Consider the following 18,834-nt stretch of genomic DNA (forward strand, 5'->3'; position numbering starts at 1 on the left):
CCTCGTTCATTTTATTTCCCGTAAATTGTATCGTTACAACACCCCCAGCCTATTCTCACCGTCGGCATGCCCCTTTTTTAACGTTAACTTTTAGTTAGTGATGAGAATCATTAAGAGCCCTGTGCTCATTGTATTTGTCGTGTCAACCCTGTCCATGTCCTGGTTCACCTACAAAGTAATTGTAGCCAATGAGCGTGCTATGCACAGCCGCGACAAGGTGGAAGATTTAGACGGAAGAATGCAGCTTCTTCACAACATTTTCCGGCAACATGCCGAAATTGATGTTTTCATGCATGGTTATGTGGCATTGGAGGACGACAGCACGGAACCTGACCTGCCCGACGAGGACCTCGTAAGGCAGGCCGCCGATTTGCGGCAGGCCGTTGCCGGCCACCCCGCGCAGCAGGCATTGGCCGACTCGCTGGAACTACTGCTCATCAAAAAGCTGGCGATCGACCAAAACATCCGTAGCACCGTCCGCCAGTCGCCAGACACGGCCGTGGCGATGATGCAAAATAACTATCGCAGTGCATTACAGGCAGGCATTGCCGACGTTCACCGCCGATTGCTCGACGAAGAGCGGCTTTTGATGGATAACCACGTTAATAACAACCGCTTCTTCGCCAGCAAAGTATACTATTTGTCCATCGCCGGCAGCATGATCGGCGTCGTATTTCTTATTGTGGGGATGGTACGCTTTATCGTGGAGCACGCCCGTAACAAGGTAACAGAAGAGAACCTGCGCAAAAGCGAAATTAAATACAGACGGCTTATTGAAGATGCGGAGGTGATTATGTATACGACTAACCGTGGCGGTTATTTCACCTACATCAGCCCTAAAGTGGAAAGTATAACCGGACATACTAATACCGAACTGCTGGGCAAACATTACAGCCTGTTTCTTGATGAACAAACGCAAAAGGAATTGGCCGCACACTACGAGGAGCAGGCCGGTAACCACATTCCCAGCACTACCCGCGAGTTTCGCATTAAACGAAAAAACGGAACGCAGATTTGGGTGGAACAACAGGCGATGCTTATATGGGAAGGCGAAGACCTGGCCGGTTATCAATGTATAGTGAAAGATGTGGACGAGCGCAAACGCTTCCAGGAGCAACTAATAAAATCGCAGGAGGAAAAAGATGAAATACAGATATGGCTGCAATCTATACTGGACAACACCAACGCTATCATCTTTATAAAAGACCTTAACAGCCGCTACCTGCTGGTTAATAAAAAGTTTGAGGAGATGTTCCACATCGATGCCGCACGTATCATTGGCCATAGCGACCAGCAATTCCCTCATATTTTCGATGTAATCCGTGCGGACGCCACCGACAGGCAGGTACTCGACTTTAAGATACCGGTAGAAATGGACAATACGCTCGTACACCAGGGCAGAAAACATTATTACATGACCACCAAATTCCCGTTGCGCGATCACCAGCAAAAGGTATTTGGGCTATGCGGTATATCGACCGATATATCTGAACGTATTGCATACGAACATGAACTTATTGCAGCGAGGCGCGATGCCGAAGCGGCGAAACGGGCACAGGAAACGTTTATGGCCAACATGAGCCACGAAATACGTACGCCCATGAACGGCATTATTGGTATGACTAACCTGATGCACAAAACGACCTTACAGGCAGAGCAAAGGGAATTTATTGATGCCATTAAAGATTCGGCCAACAACCTGCTGGTGATCATTAACGACATACTCGACTTCTCGAAAATCAAATCAGGGAAAATGGCGTTTGAGAAAACGAACTTCGACATTCGTTACATCATTCGTAAAACGGTTTATCCCTTTAACCACAAAGCACATGAAAAAGGCCTGGACCTCGTATGCCGCGTGGATGATGCAGTACCATCCCACCTCATTGGCGACCCTGTAAGACTGCGGCAGATTCTGGAAAACCTGCTGAGTAATGCGATCAAATTCACGGAGAAAGGCGCTATTACACTCACGGCGGCACTTCGCAGCATAGATGATATGTACGCTAGAATTTGTTTTGAGGTGCGTGATACGGGCATTGGTATTCCAGCGGACATGCTGGCCGAAGTGTTCGAGAGTTTCACGCAATCGCACCCGGGTATAGACCGCAAGTACGGCGGTACCGGGCTTGGACTGGCCATCTGCAAACAACTGGTCACCCTGCAACAGGGAGAAATATCGCTGGAGAGTACCGTTGGCAAGGGCACAACATTGCGTTTCGAAATCCCTTACACCCGAAACCTGTTCACACAGCCGGAAACAACAATTGCCCATGAAGTACCGCAGGTCAACCTTAACGGCAAAGAAATACTGGTGGCAGAGGATAACCTTATCAACCAGAAAGTGGCACTGCATACTTTAAAGAGAGCCGGTGCCAACGTAGAGATCGTGTCCGATGGTGCAGAAGCGGTGGAAAAAGTGAAGGAGCATGAATACGATTGTATACTAATGGACATCCAGATGCCTGAAATCGACGGACTTAAAGCCACCGGCCTGATACGTGAACTTGGATGTACCACACCCATTATCGCCATGACTGCCTCGGCCATTGATGGCGAAAAGGAAAATTGTGTGCGGGCAGGCATGACCGACTACATCTCCAAACCTTTTATTCCTGAAGAACTATATAAAAAGATACATGATTCCATCATCCACAGCGAAAACACGGCCCGCAACCGGGCGCTGATGCTGGAACAGGCGGAACTTACTGCGCTGGTAGATCTACAGTACCTGCAGATGCTGGCAAACAGCGACCGCGGTTACCTGATGGACCTGATAGACATGTTCCGGTCGCGCACAAAATTCCTCTTAGAACAAATGCTGGTAAACGCGCAACAGCAGCAGTGGACGGAAATAGCGCCGGTGGCCAGGCAGTTGCGGGCAGAGTTAAACACTATCCGCATTATCCCGCTTATTGCTTTATTGTTGCAGATAGAAGAGCATGCCATGCAACCGGAACACACCGACACGATAGAAGACGATATACTGCTGGCGATTAAACTTTACGAGGAAGCGGATGAAATTTTAAAGCAGGAAGTAAAGACGAGGTTTTAATGTTTAGGCTACCGGCAACGAGAAATAAAAGCGGCTGCCCGCACCTTCGGTACTATCCACCCCAATAACGCCACCCTGGGCCTCGATAAACTCCCGGGCAATGGCCAGCCCAAGCCCGCTGCCCTTTTCAGTATCCACGCCCGGCACCTGGAAGAAGCGCTCAAATATTTTATCGCGAAACGCGACAGGAATGCCTTTGCCTTTATCGGTAACACTAAACGTAAGTGTATTGTCTTCATTCGGCTGCAACTCTAGTTGGATAAAGGAACTGTGAGGGGAATAACGGATGGCGTTGGTGAGCAGGTTTACCAGCACCCACGCAGTTTTCTCCGCATCGGCCGTAATGGGCGGCAGGTCGTTGGCCATACTTTGTAAGATGACTACCTGGTGTTCGGCGGCTTGTTTACGCACCGCTTCCAGCGCATATGCTACAATGCCCTGCGGCGCAACAGTTTGTATTTGTAGTTGGATATTGCCGCTTTCCACACGCGAGAAGTCGAGCAGGTCGCTCACCATTTTAATCATACGGCGATTATCCTGTTTCAGGCTTTCTACCAGTTCGAGTTGTTCGGGTAACAACTTGCCGGTACGTTCATCTTCCAGCAATCGCAGACTGAGGTCGGAAGCTGCAAGCGGGGTTTTTAGTTCGTGGGAAATGGTGGCGATGAAGTGTGTTTTGGCAATGTCCTGTTCTTTAAACGTCGTAATATTCCGGAGGATGATGACGTAACCAGTGCGTTGGCCATCCTGGGTGATATCGGCTACTTCGCGTGTGAAGAAACTCTCTTTGCCATCTACCACTATTTTGAGCGGTGCGTTATTGGCCTCCGTTACCAGGAAGCGTAACAGGTCGTTGCGTTTGGCGATCTCCGTGGCTGTGCGGCCAGGTAATTCGCCTTCGGGGAGGTTGAGGAGTTGTAAGGCCTGCGTGTTGGCAAACAGTACTACATCGTTCACATCAAAACCGATGGTAGCGTCTTTGAGGCTGCTGATCACCGCTTCGGCACGTTTCTTTTCAAACACGATACGGGCGAGGTTGCTATGCTCATACTCATCCAGCCGCTGCGCCATGGTGTTAAACGCGTTGGCCAGTTCGCCAAACTCATCGCCCGACTTAAAGTGCAGGCGCTGGCTGTATTGCTTATTCGCAATTCCTTTGATACCGGCGGTTAGTTCCTGTATGGGGTTGGCAATGTAACCGGGAAAATTATAAACGAAGGTGATGCCCAGCATCAAACACACGCCACTGATAATCGCAATGTATACCAGGGCACTCTCCGCCGTTTTACCCGCGCGCACGTTCTTACGAACGATCGCCTGCATATTCAGGTCCATCAGTATATCCAACTGCCGCCGCATGGCTTTGGCGATGACTGGCGACAACTGCTGCTGCCCGCGCGCACTGTTGTACAACAGGCGGAGTGTGGTGGTAGCCGCCGCTTCTCCTTTTTCAGTTATGTTCTGCTGCTGCTGGGTTAGCGCTTTATCAAACCGGGTAGCATTGGGCCAGTTGTCAATAGCGGATAACATCTCGCGGCTGTACTCCAGCGATTCATAGTTATCTTCCAGCACCATGCGCGCCTGTTTATCGAGCCGCGACAGGTAAAAGTAACTGACCACGCTTACCAGTATAAGCATCAGGAACAGGAACAGCACGCCTGCGGTGATCTTGGATTTAAGCCTCGATTTACTCATGACAGGATAACGATATCGGTTTCATGGGAAGATAGTGTTTTTAGTAGCTGGTTAAAGATATTGGTACGTAAAATAATACGGAACAGGCTGATATGTGGTTTGCCGATGCAGATGGTCGTAATCTCTTTTTCTTTTACCGTGCTGATGATCGCCTCTGCAATATTAGTGTGTTGTACCTGTATCACTTCTGCGCCCAATTCTGTGGCCAGTTTCATATTATTGATCAGGTGGCGCTGCAAGGCCAGGTTTATCCTGCCGGTGCTTTCCGACGGTGTTTGTACGTACAGCACTTTCCAGTCGGCATGATAGTAAGCGGCCAGCCTGGCTGTTTTACGAATTACCTTACGCGCTATTTCCTCGTTGGTAGATATGCAGGCCAGGAAACGTTCGTGCCGCATTTGTTGTGCGCGGGGCACTTCTGTTTCTACCTTCCGCTCTACCTGCGTAGCTACTTCTTTTAACGCCAGTTCGCGAAGCTGCAATATTTTATCTGGCTGAAAGAAATTCCGCAGCGCGGTATCTACTTTCGAGGCCTCGTAAATCTTTCCTTCTTTCAATCTCGTTATCAGCTCATCGGCCGTAAGGTCGATGTTCACTACCTCATCGGCCAGTTGCAGCATTACGTCGGGTACACGCTCGTGCACATCTACCCCGGTAATGGCTTTCACGTGATGATTAATACTTTCGATGTGCTGGATATTAACGGCCGATATTACATTGATGCCGGCTTTTAGCAGTTCCTGCACATCCTGCCAGCGCTTTTCGTTACGGCTGCCGGGAATGTTGGTATGGGCCAGCTCGTCGACTATTACCCACTCGGGCGATAATAGCAGCACGGTATTCAGGTCCATCTCCTCCATCAGTTTACCCTTATAAAACACCTGCCTGCGTGGAATAAGTGGTAAGCCGGCCACCAGCGCTTCAGTTTCTTTACGGCCATGTGTTTCCACATAACCAATTTGGATGTTTACGCCGTTGTGCAGCAGGCTATGCGCCTCCTGCAACATGCGGTAGCTTTTACCCACACCGGCGCTCATGCCTATGTAGATCTTAAATTTACCGCGACTGCGGTTAGCAAAGGGCGACGGCGATGATTTATCCATCTATATCCTTTTAATACGTATACCTGCTTTGCGTGAACAAAGCAGGTACGCATGAACAAAAATAGGTTATAACCTGAAGCTGGCGGCTACGGTAAGCCTGTTTTCCATTTTCTGCAGGTCGGGACGCCAGTTGTCTGTCGGCGTATCTATCCAGCCGTCGGGTGAGGTGGTACCACCGCGACCGGCGAAATACGGAACGTTGGCCGCACGGTAACCGTACTCAAAACGGAAGGTAATGTGGTCGTTAGGCATTACGTCGAACGTGGCGCATACCTGGCCAATGTTCAACTTCTGCTTGGGATCGGCGGCAATGGCGTCGTTAAAGTCGTTATCGGCCACTGGCGAAGGGCTGAATGCCAGGTACAGACCCGGGTTTGTGATGATATCGCCACGCAGGGTGAGGGCCAGTTTATTTTTGGCAAACCACAGGCGGTTGGCGAAGGAAGTACCGGCCATGTACTGATCGCTGGCTTTTACACCATCGCCACTCTGGAAACCGTAGTGGTTGTTAAGACTGAACGCGGCCTGGCTAATACCCTTATCGCTGCGGCTTTTGAAGTAGCGGTACACAATACTGTTATCGTGGTGAAAGCGGAGGCGATTGCTGTTGCGGGTGTCTTTACCGGCAAGGTAAAAGTTCGCCACCAGTTGCAGGTTTTCGCTGGGGCGGTAGTAAGTTGAGCTACCCAGGCCCAGGCTTTGGTTCCAGCTATTATAACTCTGCCAGCCGTTGAGCAGCCATATTTCCTGTTTCAGTTTTTTAGAGGGGAACATTTGTACACGGGCGCCGGATAAGTAGAAGGGAGTAAAGTCGCTCACCATACTATGCTGATAGTTCCAATTTTCACCCAGTACATAACTTTCGAGGCCTATGTAACTCATAAAAACCCCCATCTCCACGTTAATGCCGTACCATTTATTAAAGTGATAACCGGCTGCCGCTTCGCGGATGTATTTCAGGTTGTTGATGCTGGTATTGCGGCCATGCCCGGTTGTTCCGTCGAGGTCCTGAACGATGGAGCCCACTTGCCCGTACTGTAACAACAAGCGGCCGATCATGTTTTTGTAATTGGTTTCGATGCCAAAGCTGGCCATATTGATGGTAAACTCGTTGCTACGGCCAATAGTCGATGAAATGGTGTGCGTATTATCTTTCGGGCGATGAAAATCGTAATTGTAATACCCGTCCATGTAAGCCACACCGGTCAGTATCGTTTCCCCGTTTTTGTCTTTTAACGTAAGCGGGAAGTCGGTTTGCCTGTTCTGGCCATTAATCCAGGTAAGGTCCATTCCATCAAAAGGAATTTTTGGTTTAATCGTGTCCTGCGCAGCGGCCGTTGTACACATAGCAGCTATCATGGCTGCGCTGAAAATAATTCGCTTCATAAAAATTATAGGTGTTAAGAATTGTGTTGATGTAGATGTTTTGTACCATCAGCGGCACATGGCTATATAAAGCTGCGCCGGGAGGTACATTGCCGCTCCGCATGCGATACGGCAATGACCTGCAGGGCACATGGTTTCCATGGATAGTATGAATCAAACGCTATTTTAAATTATCTAAGGCCAGGTTCAGTTCCAGCACATTGATCGTAGCCGGACCAAACATGCCTAACAGCGGACCTTTGGTATGTTTATCCACCAGCGCGGTGAGCTGTGGAATGGTCATTCCACGGGCACCGGCAATGCGGGCGATTTGTATATAGGCTGCTTCCGGTGAAAGGTGCGGATCAAGACCGCTGGCGCTGGCGGTTACCAGTTCGGCAGGAATCTGTTCTTTCTTTACACCAGGATTGTGCGCCAGGAAAGTATCGATACGTTCCTGCACGGTTTTAAGGTAATCGGCATTAGCCGCGGCTTTGTTGGAACCGCCTGAACCGGCAGCGTTATAATCCACGGTAGAAGGACGGGAGTTAAAGTATTTATCTTCCGTAAACTTTTGTCCCACATTGGCAAAACCAACTACACGGCCGTTATGCGACACGGTTACACCATCGCCCTTACCAGATGCCATTTTAGCTACAGCCACTATCAGCAAAGGATACATAACCGCTACCAGAACGATCATCACAACAGTTAACCTTACGGCCGGCAACAAATATTTTTTCATCTTATAAATGATTTAAAGAAATTAAAAGAACAGGGCCATCAGCATGTCGATCAGCTTAATGCCAATGAACGGAGCAATCAAACCACCAATGCCGTACACGAACAGGTTACGGCGTAACAGTGCGCTGGCGCCGATGGGCCTGTACGCCACGCCTTTAAGGGCCAGCGGTATCAGTATGGGAATAATGATGGCGTTAAAGATCACGGCCGACAGTATGGCCGACTCGGGACTGTGCAGGTGCATGATGTTTAAACCCTCCAGTGCGGGGATAGATGCGATGAACAGTGCGGGCACGATGGCGAAGTATTTGGCTACGTCGTTCGCAATAGAAAAAGTGGTGAGTGTGCCGCGCGTCATCAGTAACTGTTTGCCTATTTCCACGATCTCGATCAGTTTGGTGGGATCGTTGTCGAGGTCCACCATGTTACCGGCTTCTTTGGCGGCCTGGGTACCACTGTTCATGGCCACGCCTACGTCGGCCTGTGCCAGGGCGGGAGCATCGTTGGTACCATCACCCATCATGGCTACCAGGCGACCTTGCTGTTGTTCCTGTTTGATGTAACGCATCTTATCTTCCGGTTTGGCTTCGGCGATAAAATCGTCCACACCCGCTTTGGTGGCAATGTATTTAGCTGTAAGCGGGTTATCGCCCGTTACCATGACCGTTTTTACACCCATACGGCGCAGGCGCTCGAAGCGTTCCTGGATGCCGGGTTTAATAATATCCTGTAACTCTATTACACCTTTTACTTCACCGTTAAGTGCTACTACCAGTGGCGTACCGCCATCTTTAGCAATGGTTTCTACTCTTTCTTTTGTTTCTGCAGGGAAGGCGTGGCCTGCCTTTTCCGCGAAACCACGCATGGTATCGTAAGCACCTTTGCGAATGCGGGTGCCATTGGGCAGGTCGATACCACTGCTTCTTGTTTCGGCGGTAAATTGTACCATCGTGGCGCCATGTACACTTAGTTTATTGACTACTTCTTTACCCGCCAGTTCTATGATCGATTTACCTTCAGGCGTTTCATCGGAGAGCGAACTTAAGGCGCACAGCTCTACGAACCCGGCCTGCGAAACACCATTGGCAGCGTAGAAGTTAGTGGCCTTTCGGTTACCGATGGTAATGGTGCCTGTTTTGTCGAGCAGTAATACGTCCAGGTCGCCCGCAGTTTCCACCGCCTTGCCCGATTTAGTGATCACGTTGGCGCGTAGCGCCCTGTCCATACCCGCTATACCGATGGCAGATAATAAACCGCCGATGGTAGTGGGTATGAGGCATACGAAGAGGGATATAAAGGCGGCGATCGTGATCGTTGTATTGGCGTAATCTGCAAATGGTTTTAACGTTACGCACACGATAATGAACACCAGCGTAAAACTGGCCAGCAGGATAGTCAGCGCAATTTCATTCGGCGTTTTCTGGCGACTGGCACCTTCTACCAACGCAATCATCTTATCTAAAAATGATTCGCCGGCAGCTGTGCTTACCCGCACTTTAATATGGTCGCTCAAAACCTTCGTACCGCCTACCACGCTCGATTTATCACCACCCGACTCGCGTATTACCGGCGCACTTTCGCCCGTAATAGCCGATTCGTCGATGCTGGCCAAACCTTCTATGATCTCACCATCAGCGGGGATAATATCGCCTGGCTCGCAGAGGAACACGTCGCCCTTTTTAAGTTGTGCAGATGAAATTATCCTCATCTCATTTGCTACGACCAGCTTAGCCGGCGTTTCTTCCCTCGTTTTACGCAGACTTTCGGCCTGCGCTTTACCCCGCGCTTCGGCAATAGCTTCTGCAAAGTTGGCGAACAATACGGTGAGGAATAATACGAAAAGTACAATGATATTGTAGGCCAGCGAACCTTGCGAAGTATCGCCGGTAAATAAAGTGTAACACGTTACAAACAACATCACCAGCGTGCCCAGTTCCACCATAAACATCACGGGGTTCCTGACCATCAGCCTGGGATTGAGTTTGATGAAAGATTGCACGAGGCTTTCTTTCACCAATGCTTTCGGGAATAATTTATTTTCCTGTTTCATGATTACGATTATAACATTGAAAAATACTCAGCCAGCGGGCCAAGGGCCAGCGATGGGAAGAACGAGAGGGCAGCGAGGATCACGATCACGGCGAAAGTCATCATACCAAAAGTGGCAGTATCCGTACGCAGTGTACCAGCCGATTCGGGTACAAATCTCTTTTGCGCCAGTATACCCGCAATGGCCACCGGGCCAATGATCGGCAGGAAGCGTGACACGATGAGGATAATACCGGTGGTAACGTTCCAGAACACGTTATTATCCGTTAAACCTTCGAAACCGGAGCCGTTGTTGGCGGTGGCAGATGTGTACTCATACAGCATTTCCGAGAAGCCGTGATACCCCGGATTATTCAACCAGTTGCCCGGCGGGGTGGCCCAGGCAGCGCCCAAATTGTGCGAGAGTACGTAAGAAGACAAGGCAGTACCCGCCAATATCAGGAAGGGATGCAGCAACGCGATGATCGCGGCGATCTTTACTTCTCGCGCTTCTATTTTATGCCCCATAAATTCAGGCGTACGCCCTACCATGAGGCCCGCAATAAATACGGCGATGATGATATAGATAAAGTAGTTCAGTATCCCCACACCGCAACCGCCGTAAAAGGCATTGGTCATCATGGCGAGCATTTGCATCATGCCGCTGATGGGCATGGTGCTATCGTGCCAGCCGTTTACAGAACCGGTAGAAATGACCGTGGTAACGATGCTCCAGTAAGCCGTAGCGGCGGGGCCGAAGCGCACTTCTTTACCTTCCATGGCGCCGGTGCTTTGCATTATGCCCATCTTAGTAAGGGCGGGGTTGCCATTCACTTCTGAGATAATAGTAGGTATCAGTAAACACAGCATACCCACCGTCATCACCCCAAATATGACCCATGCAAACTTGCGTCGTTTGATAAAGAAGCCGAACGCAAATATCATGGCCAGCGGGATGATCGTTTGTGCCAGCATCTCAACGATGTTCGTTATATAACTGGGATTTTCCAGCGGATGCGCAGAGTTGGCGGCAAACCATCCGCCACCATTTGTACCCAGGTGTTTAATCGCTACGTAAGCAGCCACCGGCCCGCGGGATACATTCACCGTATCGCCCTGTACAGACACATACTGCCCTTTGCCTTCAAAGCTGGCAGGCATGCCGTTAAAGGTGAAAATGATGGCCAGCAAAATGGAGATCGGTAATAAAATACGGGTGATCGATTTCACGAAGTATTGCCAGAAGTTGCCCAGCTGTGTCGCCGTTTTTTCTTTCAATGCTTTAAACACCACCACCAGTGCGGCCATACCCGTTGCTGCACTCACAAACTGCAGGAAGGCCAGTACAAATATCTGGGTGAGATAAGTAACACCTGTTTCGCCGGAGTAGTGCTGCAGGTTACAGTTCACCAAAAAGCTGATGGCTGTATTGAAGGCCAGGTCGGGCGTTTGGGCCGGATTACCATCCGGGTTCATTGGCAGTTTATCCTGGAAAAGCAACATGAAGAAAGCATATACAAACCATACAAAGTTGATAGTGAGCAATGCTTTGAGATGTTGTTTCCAGTTCATTTCCTCATTGGGATTGATACCGGAAAGTTTATAGATCCCGCGTTCGAGCGGTTTCAGGAAGTCGGTCCAGGTACGTTCGCCCAGGTATACCTTCGCTATATATTTACCGAGCGGCAAGGCAATTATTACCGTGAGTACGAAGATGAAAATAATGCCTGCAATTTCTGTGTTCATAGTTGTTAGCGTTTAGAATTTCTCTGGCTTTAGCAGTACGTAAATCATGTAGCCAAACACCAGGAGAGAGAGCATAAATAAAGCGGTCATCATGGTCTTAAATTTTTTCGAAGTAATCGGCACATTTGAAGAGTAGTGCGAAGCAGGCAATAGCTGCTGCGAAAAGAGCGATCGTGAGCATAGTTTTATATTTGATGATGTTGGATACGTACCTGTTTCAACGACAGTGGCAATAACTCGTTCAGCGGTTGTTTATACATGTCGATAAGCGGCGATACGCCATAGATGTACACGTTTTCAATAGCGTTTCGCAGCATGTTACTGCCATTGCGGTAAAGCACGCCTGCCATACGGAAACACCTGCCGGCTTCGTGCAGCTGACCGGTACGCACCAGCGCACTGGTATATTCCATAAAGGCATGTATAGTATTGGATACACTTTTGCCCTGGCCCACCTTAAAGTCGGGCACCTGCCGGGCGATGAGTTGTGATATGTTTTCGTCGGGTATCATTGTTTTTTGTTTCAGCAGTATAAGCCAGCAAAGTGCCAGTGTGCCAACAGGCATCACTAACTACCTGCTTATCAATATCTAATAAGATTTTTTAAGGCCAATTGGCGATTGGCGGATACCACCCACCCTTCAGAAACGGAAGGGTGGTTTTCAAAATCCGCATGGTAGGTTTCCTTAGGAGGCTCAAATAACATGGCCGTACACAGGCAGTTCTTAAACTGTTTACGTTCCAGGATGTCGTAATTCACGCAGCTTTTGCAACCGTTCCAGAACGTTGGGTCCTGGGTAATTTCTGCGAAGGCAACCGGCTCGTAACCCAGGCGACTGTTAATTTTCATCACCGCCGATCCGGTTGTGATACCGAATAACTTCGCCTGCGGGTACAGGAAGCGACATAATTCAAACAGCCGTTGTTTAAGTTTGGCCGCTACGCCTAAACCACGAAAGCCCGGTGGCACGATCAGTCCGCTGTTACTTACAAAACGGCCCTGGTCGTAGGTTTCGAGATAGGTAAACCCAGCCCATACGCCCTCTTTGGTAAAGGCGATAATGGCTTTGCCCGCCAGTATTTTCTGTTTAATTACTTCCGGGTCGCGTTTAGCAATACCGGTACCGCGCGCCTGGGCGCTGGCTTCCATTTCGGCCACTATCGGCAGGGCAAAATCAATATCGGCCGGCGTGGCTATACGGACGATGACGTCCGGCGAATCTGTTTCCATATTAGGAATGCTTTAACTGTTCGTTGATAAACCTGCTGTACAGGTGCGATGGAATAATAGAATAGAGTTTGATGCGTTCTGCCGCGTTCTGTACCGGCAGCGCCGATAACACCGGCAGGAAATATTGTTCGATGGCGTACTTCACTTTTTCGTTACCCCGGCTGTACAGCTTGTCTGCCAGTTGCAGGCAGCGGCCTGCCAGGGCGAAGTCGCCGCGTATTATCTGCTTACATGTATATACCGTAAAGCAGCTCATGGTTTCGTAGATGTGGAACACTGCCGGGAACTGGCGCAAAGGTTTACACAGTTCAGGCAGCGCATCCTCTATCATAGCAGGTACTTCATACTGATTGATCATAGTGAGTCCGTATTTAACTATTGGAAAATCTTAATGAGCAGCTGGGCAATGAGCGATACAACAAACAGTGCCGTCAGCAGGTAATACATCACAAAGGGATGCCTCGGTGCCGGTTTAAACCGCGGCCTTGTGTACCCTGGCCGCATCATCAGTTTCGGTTTCATGATCGTAATGTTTCGGGAGATATGCCAAAGGGTGTTCCGGGTTGATCCAATCACTATTAACAGATTGATATATAATACCTTATAAGTTTGGCAGGTGGCGTTGTCGGTGTATATACCCTTCAATTTCTGTATGGTATTTTCAGATTTGGGGGGACGGGCGGCGGGGGCAGGATGGGGCCGCCGTTGTGTCACACCCTTCAGCGGTTACTCCTCTCATGGGCGAAGGTCATGGCTCGTTGTGTACCCACTTCCACGACCACTCCGGTCCTCTTACTCTACGGCCTGGGGTCGTTATTGCTGCGCCTGCATTATTCTGGTGCGAGGCTTTTGACTGAAGCGACGGGTCACTTCACTTCGTTCGTGATGACGAGTGGAGGAGGCGATGCCGGGAGGAAGTATAGAGGAAGTATGGTGAGAGTAAGGTGAAGCGGAACGTGAGCGGACGGTGAGCGGACGGTAAGGCGTCTTTTTAGCACACGGGTGTGTTTGCGACACGAATTGTTAATGACCAATGTTGTAACTATTTGCTGAAGAGTGCGACGCAACGGGGGCTAAATAGTATTCCTGATGCCTGTTCCCTAAGAATGAATGTTATACTCTTTGAGTTTATTGTAGAGCGTGGTGAGGCCAATGTCGAGAAGTTCGGCGGCTTTGGTTTTATTGCCTTTGGTGTGTTGCAGGGTTTTGATGATATGCTGCTTTTCTATATCGGCCAGGCGGAAGCTGTTGGCGCCGGCGGGGTGCTGTGCCCAGTGGAAATCGAGGGGCAGATCTGCGGGCTCAAGTGTATTGGCATCGGCGAGGATGATGGCGCGTTCGATGACGTTGCGGAGTTCGCGGATGTTGCCTTTCCAGTGGTGGTGTTGCAGGGCATCGGCGAAGGGGGCGCTCATACCTTCTACTTTTTTGTTGAGCTTTGGTGCCAGCGTGCTGATGAAATACGCTGCCAATAAGGGTATGTCCTTACGACGTTCGTTCAGGGACGGGAGTTTGATGGTGAAGGAGGAAAGGCGGTAGAACAGGTCGGCTCGGAAATGACCGAGGTCTATTTCGGCTTCAAGGTCGCGGTTGGTGGCGGCGATGATTCGGATATCGACCTTTACGGGTTTGGCGTCGCCTACTTTATAGAACTCGCGGGTTTCGAGTACGCGTAATAGTTTGGCTTGCAGCTCCATGGGCATTTCACCTATTTCATCGAGAAAGATGGTGCCTTTGTTGGCTTCTTCGAGGAAACCTGTACGGTCTTTATTGGCACCGGTAAAAGCCCCGGCTTTGTAACCGAACAGTTCACTTTCCAGCAACTCTTTACCAATGGCGCTGCAGTTTACCGCCACAAAGGGCTGTGAGCGGCGATCGCTGGCCTGGTGAATGGATTGTGCGAATACTTCTTTACCGGCACCGGTTTCGCCCAGCAACAACACGGTTACATCGGTAGCGGCTACTTTTTGCGCTAACGCAATGGGGGCCTTTATTTCGGCAGAAACACCTATAATATTATCGAAGCCGTACTTGCCGGATATCTTCTTCTCCAGCGCCTTTACCCGGAACTGCAAGAGCGATTTGTCTATGGCCTTGCTCACCAATGGGATAATACGGTGGTTGTCGTCACCTTTTGTAATATAGTCGAAAGCCCCGTTGCGAATGGCCAAAACACCATCGGGGATGTTACCGTAAGCGGTTAACACGATCACTTCTGTTTCGGGGTACTTTTTACGAAGTTCGGTTACCAGTTCCACACCATTTGCATCGGGCAGTTTAACGTCCGACAGCACTACCTGCACCTCTTCTTTTTCCAGCAGTTTTAACGCACTACGACCGTTGGCCGCTTCTAAAACGGTGTAACCTTCCAGGGCGAGCAAACGGCCCATCAGCTTACGTAACTGGTCTTCGTCGTCGATAATAAGGATTGTTCCTTTGGCCATTATGCAAAAATGTAGGGCAAAGGTAAGTGAAGTATGGGCAAACAAAAAAACGGGAGTCAATGCTCCCGCCCCCTCTCTATACTACACTAATTTTTTCTGTACAAGTTTTTCATGTTTCGGGGTGGGGACGGGATGCAATTGATGGTTTCACCAGGATTGGTTATCGAAAAAAGCGCTATGTTCTTTTCTCGGTTTTCTGGTTTCTTTTTACAGAAATGGCACCCAGCAGAGAAGCCAGCAGCCCCAGTATACCGTTTACGAACAATACATTACTTACCAGGAATATCCAGAAGCCTTCACGTTTGTAAAGACTGGTATCGCTTAATTCGTTACCATCGGAAGGTACGCCACCTGCGCCGGCAGACGATTCAATAATAAGGTGGAAAACAATGGTGAATACTGATACGATAACCACGGCCAGCAACGTAGTGTGCAGCCCCATCTTAAACAGCGACGGTATAGAAGCGCCGCCGCCTTTTATCTTATTATAATGTATAACGGAGAACAACACTCCGAGAAATAAGATCAGGTGTACGAAGTAACCAGTCCAAAGGTTATCCGAATGATTAGTCAGGTAAAATATGATGGTAAACACGATGGAGATAGCGGCGATCAGCAACCCATAAATGGGCGTTAACCTTGGCTGTGTGTGTACTGTTTGCATAACCTGTCGTTTTAAACGTGAACAAATCCGCTACGACGCAATCCTTGTCCTGTTAATCCTGCGGTACATCTTACGCTGCATATCACCCTCATCCAGCGCCAACCTTTTCTTAGCCTTCTTTTCCAGCGCGAAAATAAGAAGGGCTACCGCTGCGCCGGCCGCAAGGCCTTTCCATAACAGGCCTGTAGGAAATTTGTTTGTGTTGTTCATAGCGTTAATACTATCGGTGTTCTGTTGGTTCATAATTCAACTATTGCGCCATTTCAATTTCCTGCTATAAATTTCATAACCCGCTTAAGATCATTCTTTTGTTTATGGATATCTTTCCACAGATCGCCCATTTTCTCAAGCCTTTTCGCCATATTATTGATGTGGTAGTCCTCCAGCTTCAGTTTTTCATTCACTTCTTTCCACAGTAGCGGGGCAGAAACGGTTACGCCAGGGCGCGGCCTTACAGAGTAGGGGGCCGCTACGGTTTGCCCGAAACTGTTTTGCAGGTAATCGATGTACACTTTATTCTTACGTTGCACCTTTGCCCTTACTACGCTGGTCGTTTTAGGTAACAGTCCGTTGGCTTGTTTGGCCACATACTCAGCAAACGTGCGGCAGGTTTCGTAATCATATTTACCAGCTACCGGTATATAGATGTGGAGCCCGGAGGAGCCGGAGGTTTTTATATAACTCTCTAGCTCCAGTTCGTCGAGTATCTCTTTAATGCAAAGTGCGGTTTCTATCACATGTTTAAAGGAAATATCCTCCGGATCGAGGTCGAGTACAACGTGGTCCGGGTGATCGAGGTTAGGGTTACGGGAAAGCCATGGGTTGATTTCTATACAACCCAGATTAGCCATGTAGGCCAGTGTAGCCTCGTTATTACAAATAAGGTAGTCTACGTTTTTACCTGTGGAAGCAGCGTGGATGGGAATAGTTTTAAGCCAGGCGGGGATGTTCTTCACATCCAGGTCTTTCTGGTAAAAGCTAATGCCGTTGATGCCATTCGGGAAACGGTGCAGCGATAAGGGCCTGTTCTTTAAGTGTGGCAGCAGGATGTCAGAAATGGAAAGATAATAGTCTACGAGCTCTCCTTTCGTAATCTCCTCCTCCGGCCAGTAAATTTTGTTGCGGTTAGTCAGGTTTACCGGGTGACCGTTCAATTTTACCACTACATCATCTTCCCCTTTTGGGGTTGCATTGTGGTGTTTTTTCCTTGTTTGGGTTGCCTGTTCCATATTATTCCCTTTTTTTATTGCTGGTTTTCATAATAGGCGCGGCGGATTTTTTTCATAACGGGAATTGGGCTACTAATAAAAGTAGCCGCTTACACAAATTGTGGAATCGATTCTACATTCGTTGCAGGTAAGCACTGCTTTACGACACCCGTTTCTTTCCATTTCCGCCTAAACTGGCTTTCAGCTGGTCGAGCAAATCGGTACTGCGGGTATGCACCACCTTCATCTTTTTCACCGGACGCTTTTTGCCACTGGCCTTCGCTTTAATGATCTTCATCAATTCGGCGGTGTATTCATCTTTGTATTTGCTGATATCGAATGCCTCGGTATATTCCTCCACCAGTTTGGTGGCCATATCTACCTCTTTCTTATTGATTTTCACATCAGTAGGAAGCTTTAGATCGTCTGCGGTACGTACCTCATTGCCAAAGCGGAGGCGCTGTAGCAGCAGGTAGTTTTCGCGGGGGCGAACAATGGCCAGGTTCTCCTGGCTGCGTAATACGAAGCGGCAGAAACCGGCTTTCCCGGTTTTTTCGAGGGTTTGCAGCAGCAGGGCGTAAGCCTTACCACCTCCTTTATCGGGTTCTATGAAGTACGCGGCTTCGAAGTAGATATCGTCTATTTCCTCCTGTTGTACGAAGGACTCAATCTCAATCATCTTGCTCTTTTTGGGGCTGGCGGCCTCAAAGTCTGCATCTTCCAGTACTACGTACTCGTCATTAAGGTTATACGCCTTTACAATATTGCCCCAGGCTACTTCCTTGCCCGTTTTCTCATTCACACGCCGGAAGCGGATCTTACTGTGGTCTTTCTTGTCCAGCATATCCAGGTCAACGTGGCTGTCCTGTACGGCGCTGTAAAGTTTCACCGGGATGTTTACGAGGCCAAAGCCCAGTGTGCCTGTCCAGATTGATCGCATGTGCTTGAGTTTTGGTGTACCCGAATATGATACAAAAAAAAGACCATCCTGCGAATCAAGATGGTCGTTACTTCTATATGCATAACTTGGGGGAACAGTGGATTTTGTTTTCAGGGTTTAACTGTTACGAGTCGCGAAGTACTTCGCAAAATTTGCGCCGGAATTTGGTGGCATGTGTTTTGGATTTTTCTACCAACTAAAACATGATTATCTCATTAAAACATGATTTTATGGAAACACCTCAGAAACCCGGAGTAATGAATACGCTTTCGCAGGTTATGAATAAGCTGCACAGCAAGGGATATGATAACGAGCTTAAAATGAGTGATCACGGCAGGATGCAGTCAGTAGCGGAACAGAAGATCTACAACCCGGAAGACCTGAAGATCATTAAGACCTATAGGTTTGAGGGCGAGTCCGACCCTTCCGATTCCTCTGTATTGTACCTGATGGAAGATAAAGACGGCAGCAAAGGTTATGTGCTGGACGCCTATGGCGTGTACAGCACCCATGACGAAAGCGGCTTCGACGACTTCCTGAAAAAGATTCCGGTGGAAGACCGTGAGGAACAATTGATTTACGGCGGTCTTTAACAACCGCGGCCCTTTTAA

17 protein-coding genes are annotated in these 18,834 nt (G+C 49.0%); 2 read left to right on the forward strand and 15 right to left on the reverse strand.

Annotated elements, in window-relative coordinates; all coding sequences use genetic code 11:
- The first annotated feature begins 154 nt into the window (after nucleotides 1-154).
- Nucleotides 155-3,055, forward strand: coding sequence for a PAS domain S-box protein (locus tag QZT80_RS19270; RefSeq protein ID WP_295125842.1), 2,901 nt, complete (start codon nucleotides 155-157; stop codon nucleotides 3,053-3,055).
- A 3-nt stretch (nucleotides 3,056-3,058) separates the two neighbouring features.
- Here QZT80_RS19270 and QZT80_RS19275 read toward each other — a convergent pair whose 3' ends face one another.
- The 15 genes from QZT80_RS19275 to QZT80_RS19345 all read right to left on the reverse strand — a co-directional run bounded on the left by QZT80_RS19275 (nucleotide 3,059) and on the right by QZT80_RS19345 (nucleotide 18,223).
- Nucleotides 3,059-4,750 carry an ATP-binding protein gene (locus tag QZT80_RS19275; RefSeq protein ID WP_295125844.1) on the reverse strand — a complete coding sequence of 564 codons (1,692 nt, stop codon included), beginning with the start codon at nucleotides 4,748-4,750 and terminating at the stop codon, nucleotides 3,059-3,061.
- The gene (locus tag QZT80_RS19280) at nucleotides 4,747-5,853 is read right to left on the reverse strand and encodes a sensor protein KdpD (protein ID WP_295125846.1); all 1,107 of its coding nucleotides are present in this window, start codon (nucleotides 5,851-5,853) and stop codon (nucleotides 4,747-4,749) included. The genes QZT80_RS19275 and QZT80_RS19280 overlap by 4 nt, the downstream gene beginning before the upstream one ends.
- Before the next feature lie 66 nt (nucleotides 5,854-5,919).
- Nucleotides 5,920-7,239 carry an outer membrane beta-barrel protein gene (locus QZT80_RS19285; RefSeq protein ID WP_295125849.1) on the reverse strand — a complete coding sequence of 440 codons (1,320 nt, stop codon included), beginning with the start codon at nucleotides 7,237-7,239 and terminating at the stop codon, nucleotides 5,920-5,922.
- A gap of 160 nt (nucleotides 7,240-7,399) precedes the next feature.
- Complete coding sequence (locus QZT80_RS19290; RefSeq protein ID WP_295125851.1) at nucleotides 7,400-7,963, reverse strand: K(+)-transporting ATPase subunit C; 564 nt, start codon at nucleotides 7,961-7,963, stop codon at nucleotides 7,400-7,402.
- 21 nt (nucleotides 7,964-7,984) lie between these two features.
- The gene (gene kdpB, locus QZT80_RS19295; RefSeq protein ID WP_295125854.1) at nucleotides 7,985-10,012 is read right to left on the reverse strand and encodes a potassium-transporting ATPase subunit KdpB; all 2,028 of its coding nucleotides are present in this window, start codon (nucleotides 10,010-10,012) and stop codon (nucleotides 7,985-7,987) included.
- Between the two features lie 8 nt (nucleotides 10,013-10,020).
- Nucleotides 10,021-11,736, reverse strand: coding sequence for a potassium-transporting ATPase subunit KdpA (gene kdpA, locus QZT80_RS19300; protein WP_295125857.1), 1,716 nt, complete (start codon nucleotides 11,734-11,736; stop codon nucleotides 10,021-10,023).
- A gap of 185 nt (nucleotides 11,737-11,921) precedes the next feature.
- Complete coding sequence (locus tag QZT80_RS19305) at nucleotides 11,922-12,248, reverse strand: hypothetical protein (protein ID WP_295125860.1); 327 nt, start codon at nucleotides 12,246-12,248, stop codon at nucleotides 11,922-11,924.
- Between the two features lie 71 nt (nucleotides 12,249-12,319).
- Nucleotides 12,320-12,967, reverse strand: coding sequence for an N-acetyltransferase (locus QZT80_RS19310; protein ID WP_295125863.1), 648 nt, complete (start codon nucleotides 12,965-12,967; stop codon nucleotides 12,320-12,322).
- A gap of 1 nt (nucleotide 12,968) precedes the next feature.
- Nucleotides 12,969-13,325: a hypothetical protein gene (locus tag QZT80_RS19315; protein ID WP_295125866.1), complete on the reverse strand. Its 357-nt coding sequence runs from the start codon at nucleotides 13,323-13,325 to the stop codon at nucleotides 12,969-12,971.
- A 17-nt stretch (nucleotides 13,326-13,342) separates the two neighbouring features.
- Complete coding sequence (locus tag QZT80_RS19320; protein ID WP_295125868.1) at nucleotides 13,343-13,489, reverse strand: hypothetical protein; 147 nt, start codon at nucleotides 13,487-13,489, stop codon at nucleotides 13,343-13,345.
- A gap of 578 nt (nucleotides 13,490-14,067) precedes the next feature.
- Complete coding sequence (locus tag QZT80_RS19325) at nucleotides 14,068-15,411, reverse strand: sigma-54 dependent transcriptional regulator (RefSeq protein WP_295125871.1); 1,344 nt, start codon at nucleotides 15,409-15,411, stop codon at nucleotides 14,068-14,070.
- A gap of 175 nt (nucleotides 15,412-15,586) precedes the next feature.
- Nucleotides 15,587-16,075, reverse strand: coding sequence for a DUF4199 domain-containing protein (locus tag QZT80_RS19330; RefSeq protein WP_295125874.1), 489 nt, complete (start codon nucleotides 16,073-16,075; stop codon nucleotides 15,587-15,589).
- A 30-nt stretch (nucleotides 16,076-16,105) separates the two neighbouring features.
- Nucleotides 16,106-16,318 (reverse strand): hypothetical protein, encoded by a 213-nt coding sequence (locus QZT80_RS19335; protein ID WP_295125876.1) that lies wholly within the window; start codon nucleotides 16,316-16,318, stop codon nucleotides 16,106-16,108.
- A gap of 20 nt (nucleotides 16,319-16,338) precedes the next feature.
- Nucleotides 16,339-17,304, reverse strand: a complete 966-nt coding sequence (gene ligD, locus QZT80_RS19340) for a non-homologous end-joining DNA ligase (protein ID WP_295125878.1) — start codon at nucleotides 17,302-17,304, stop codon at nucleotides 16,339-16,341.
- Nucleotides 17,305-17,443: 139 nt separating this feature from the next.
- Entirely contained in the window at nucleotides 17,444-18,223 is a 780-nt protein-coding gene (locus tag QZT80_RS19345) for a Ku protein (protein ID WP_295125881.1), read from the reverse strand.
- 230 nt (nucleotides 18,224-18,453) lie between these two features.
- Here QZT80_RS19345 and QZT80_RS19350 point away from each other — a divergent pair, with 230 nt between their 5' ends.
- A complete protein-coding gene (locus QZT80_RS19350; protein WP_295125883.1) occupies nucleotides 18,454-18,816 on the forward strand; it encodes a hypothetical protein in 363 nt (120 codons plus the stop codon).
- Nucleotides 18,817-18,834: the final 18 nt, after the last annotated feature.

Source organism: uncultured Chitinophaga sp. (assembly GCF_902168175.1).
GTDB lineage: Bacteria > Bacteroidota > Bacteroidia > Chitinophagales > Chitinophagaceae > Chitinophaga.

Coding starts and splice junctions, on each gene's coding strand:
- QZT80_RS19270 (WP_295125842.1), top strand. CDS start 155: ATGTCCTGGTTCACCTACAAAGTAATTGTAGCCAATGAGCGTGCTATG.
- QZT80_RS19275 (WP_295125844.1), bottom strand. CDS start 4,750: ATGAGTAAATCGAGGCTTAAATCCAAGATCACCGCAGGCGTGCTGTTC.
- QZT80_RS19280 (WP_295125846.1), bottom strand. CDS start 5,853: ATGGATAAATCATCGCCGTCGCCCTTTGCTAACCGCAGTCGCGGTAAA.
- QZT80_RS19285 (WP_295125849.1), bottom strand. CDS start 7,239: ATGAAGCGAATTATTTTCAGCGCAGCCATGATAGCTGCTATGTGTACA.
- QZT80_RS19290 (WP_295125851.1), bottom strand. CDS start 7,963: ATGAAAAAATATTTGTTGCCGGCCGTAAGGTTAACTGTTGTGATGATC.
- kdpB (WP_295125854.1), bottom strand. CDS start 10,012: ATGAAACAGGAAAATAAATTATTCCCGAAAGCATTGGTGAAAGAAAGC.
- kdpA (WP_295125857.1), bottom strand. CDS start 11,736: ATGAACACAGAAATTGCAGGCATTATTTTCATCTTCGTACTCACGGTA.
- QZT80_RS19305 (WP_295125860.1), bottom strand. CDS start 12,248: ATGATACCCGACGAAAACATATCACAACTCATCGCCCGGCAGGTGCCC.
- QZT80_RS19310 (WP_295125863.1), bottom strand. CDS start 12,967: ATGGAAACAGATTCGCCGGACGTCATCGTCCGTATAGCCACGCCGGCC.
- QZT80_RS19315 (WP_295125866.1), bottom strand. CDS start 13,325: ATGATCAATCAGTATGAAGTACCTGCTATGATAGAGGATGCGCTGCCT.
- QZT80_RS19320 (WP_295125868.1), bottom strand. CDS start 13,489: ATGAAACCGAAACTGATGATGCGGCCAGGGTACACAAGGCCGCGGTTT.
- QZT80_RS19325 (WP_295125871.1), bottom strand. CDS start 15,411: ATGGCCAAAGGAACAATCCTTATTATCGACGACGAAGACCAGTTACGT.
- QZT80_RS19330 (WP_295125874.1), bottom strand. CDS start 16,075: ATGCAAACAGTACACACACAGCCAAGGTTAACGCCCATTTATGGGTTG.
- QZT80_RS19335 (WP_295125876.1), bottom strand. CDS start 16,318: ATGAACCAACAGAACACCGATAGTATTAACGCTATGAACAACACAAAC.
- ligD (WP_295125878.1), bottom strand. CDS start 17,304: ATGGAACAGGCAACCCAAACAAGGAAAAAACACCACAATGCAACCCCA.
- QZT80_RS19345 (WP_295125881.1), bottom strand. CDS start 18,223: ATGCGATCAATCTGGACAGGCACACTGGGCTTTGGCCTCGTAAACATC.
- QZT80_RS19350 (WP_295125883.1), top strand. CDS start 18,454: ATGGAAACACCTCAGAAACCCGGAGTAATGAATACGCTTTCGCAGGTT.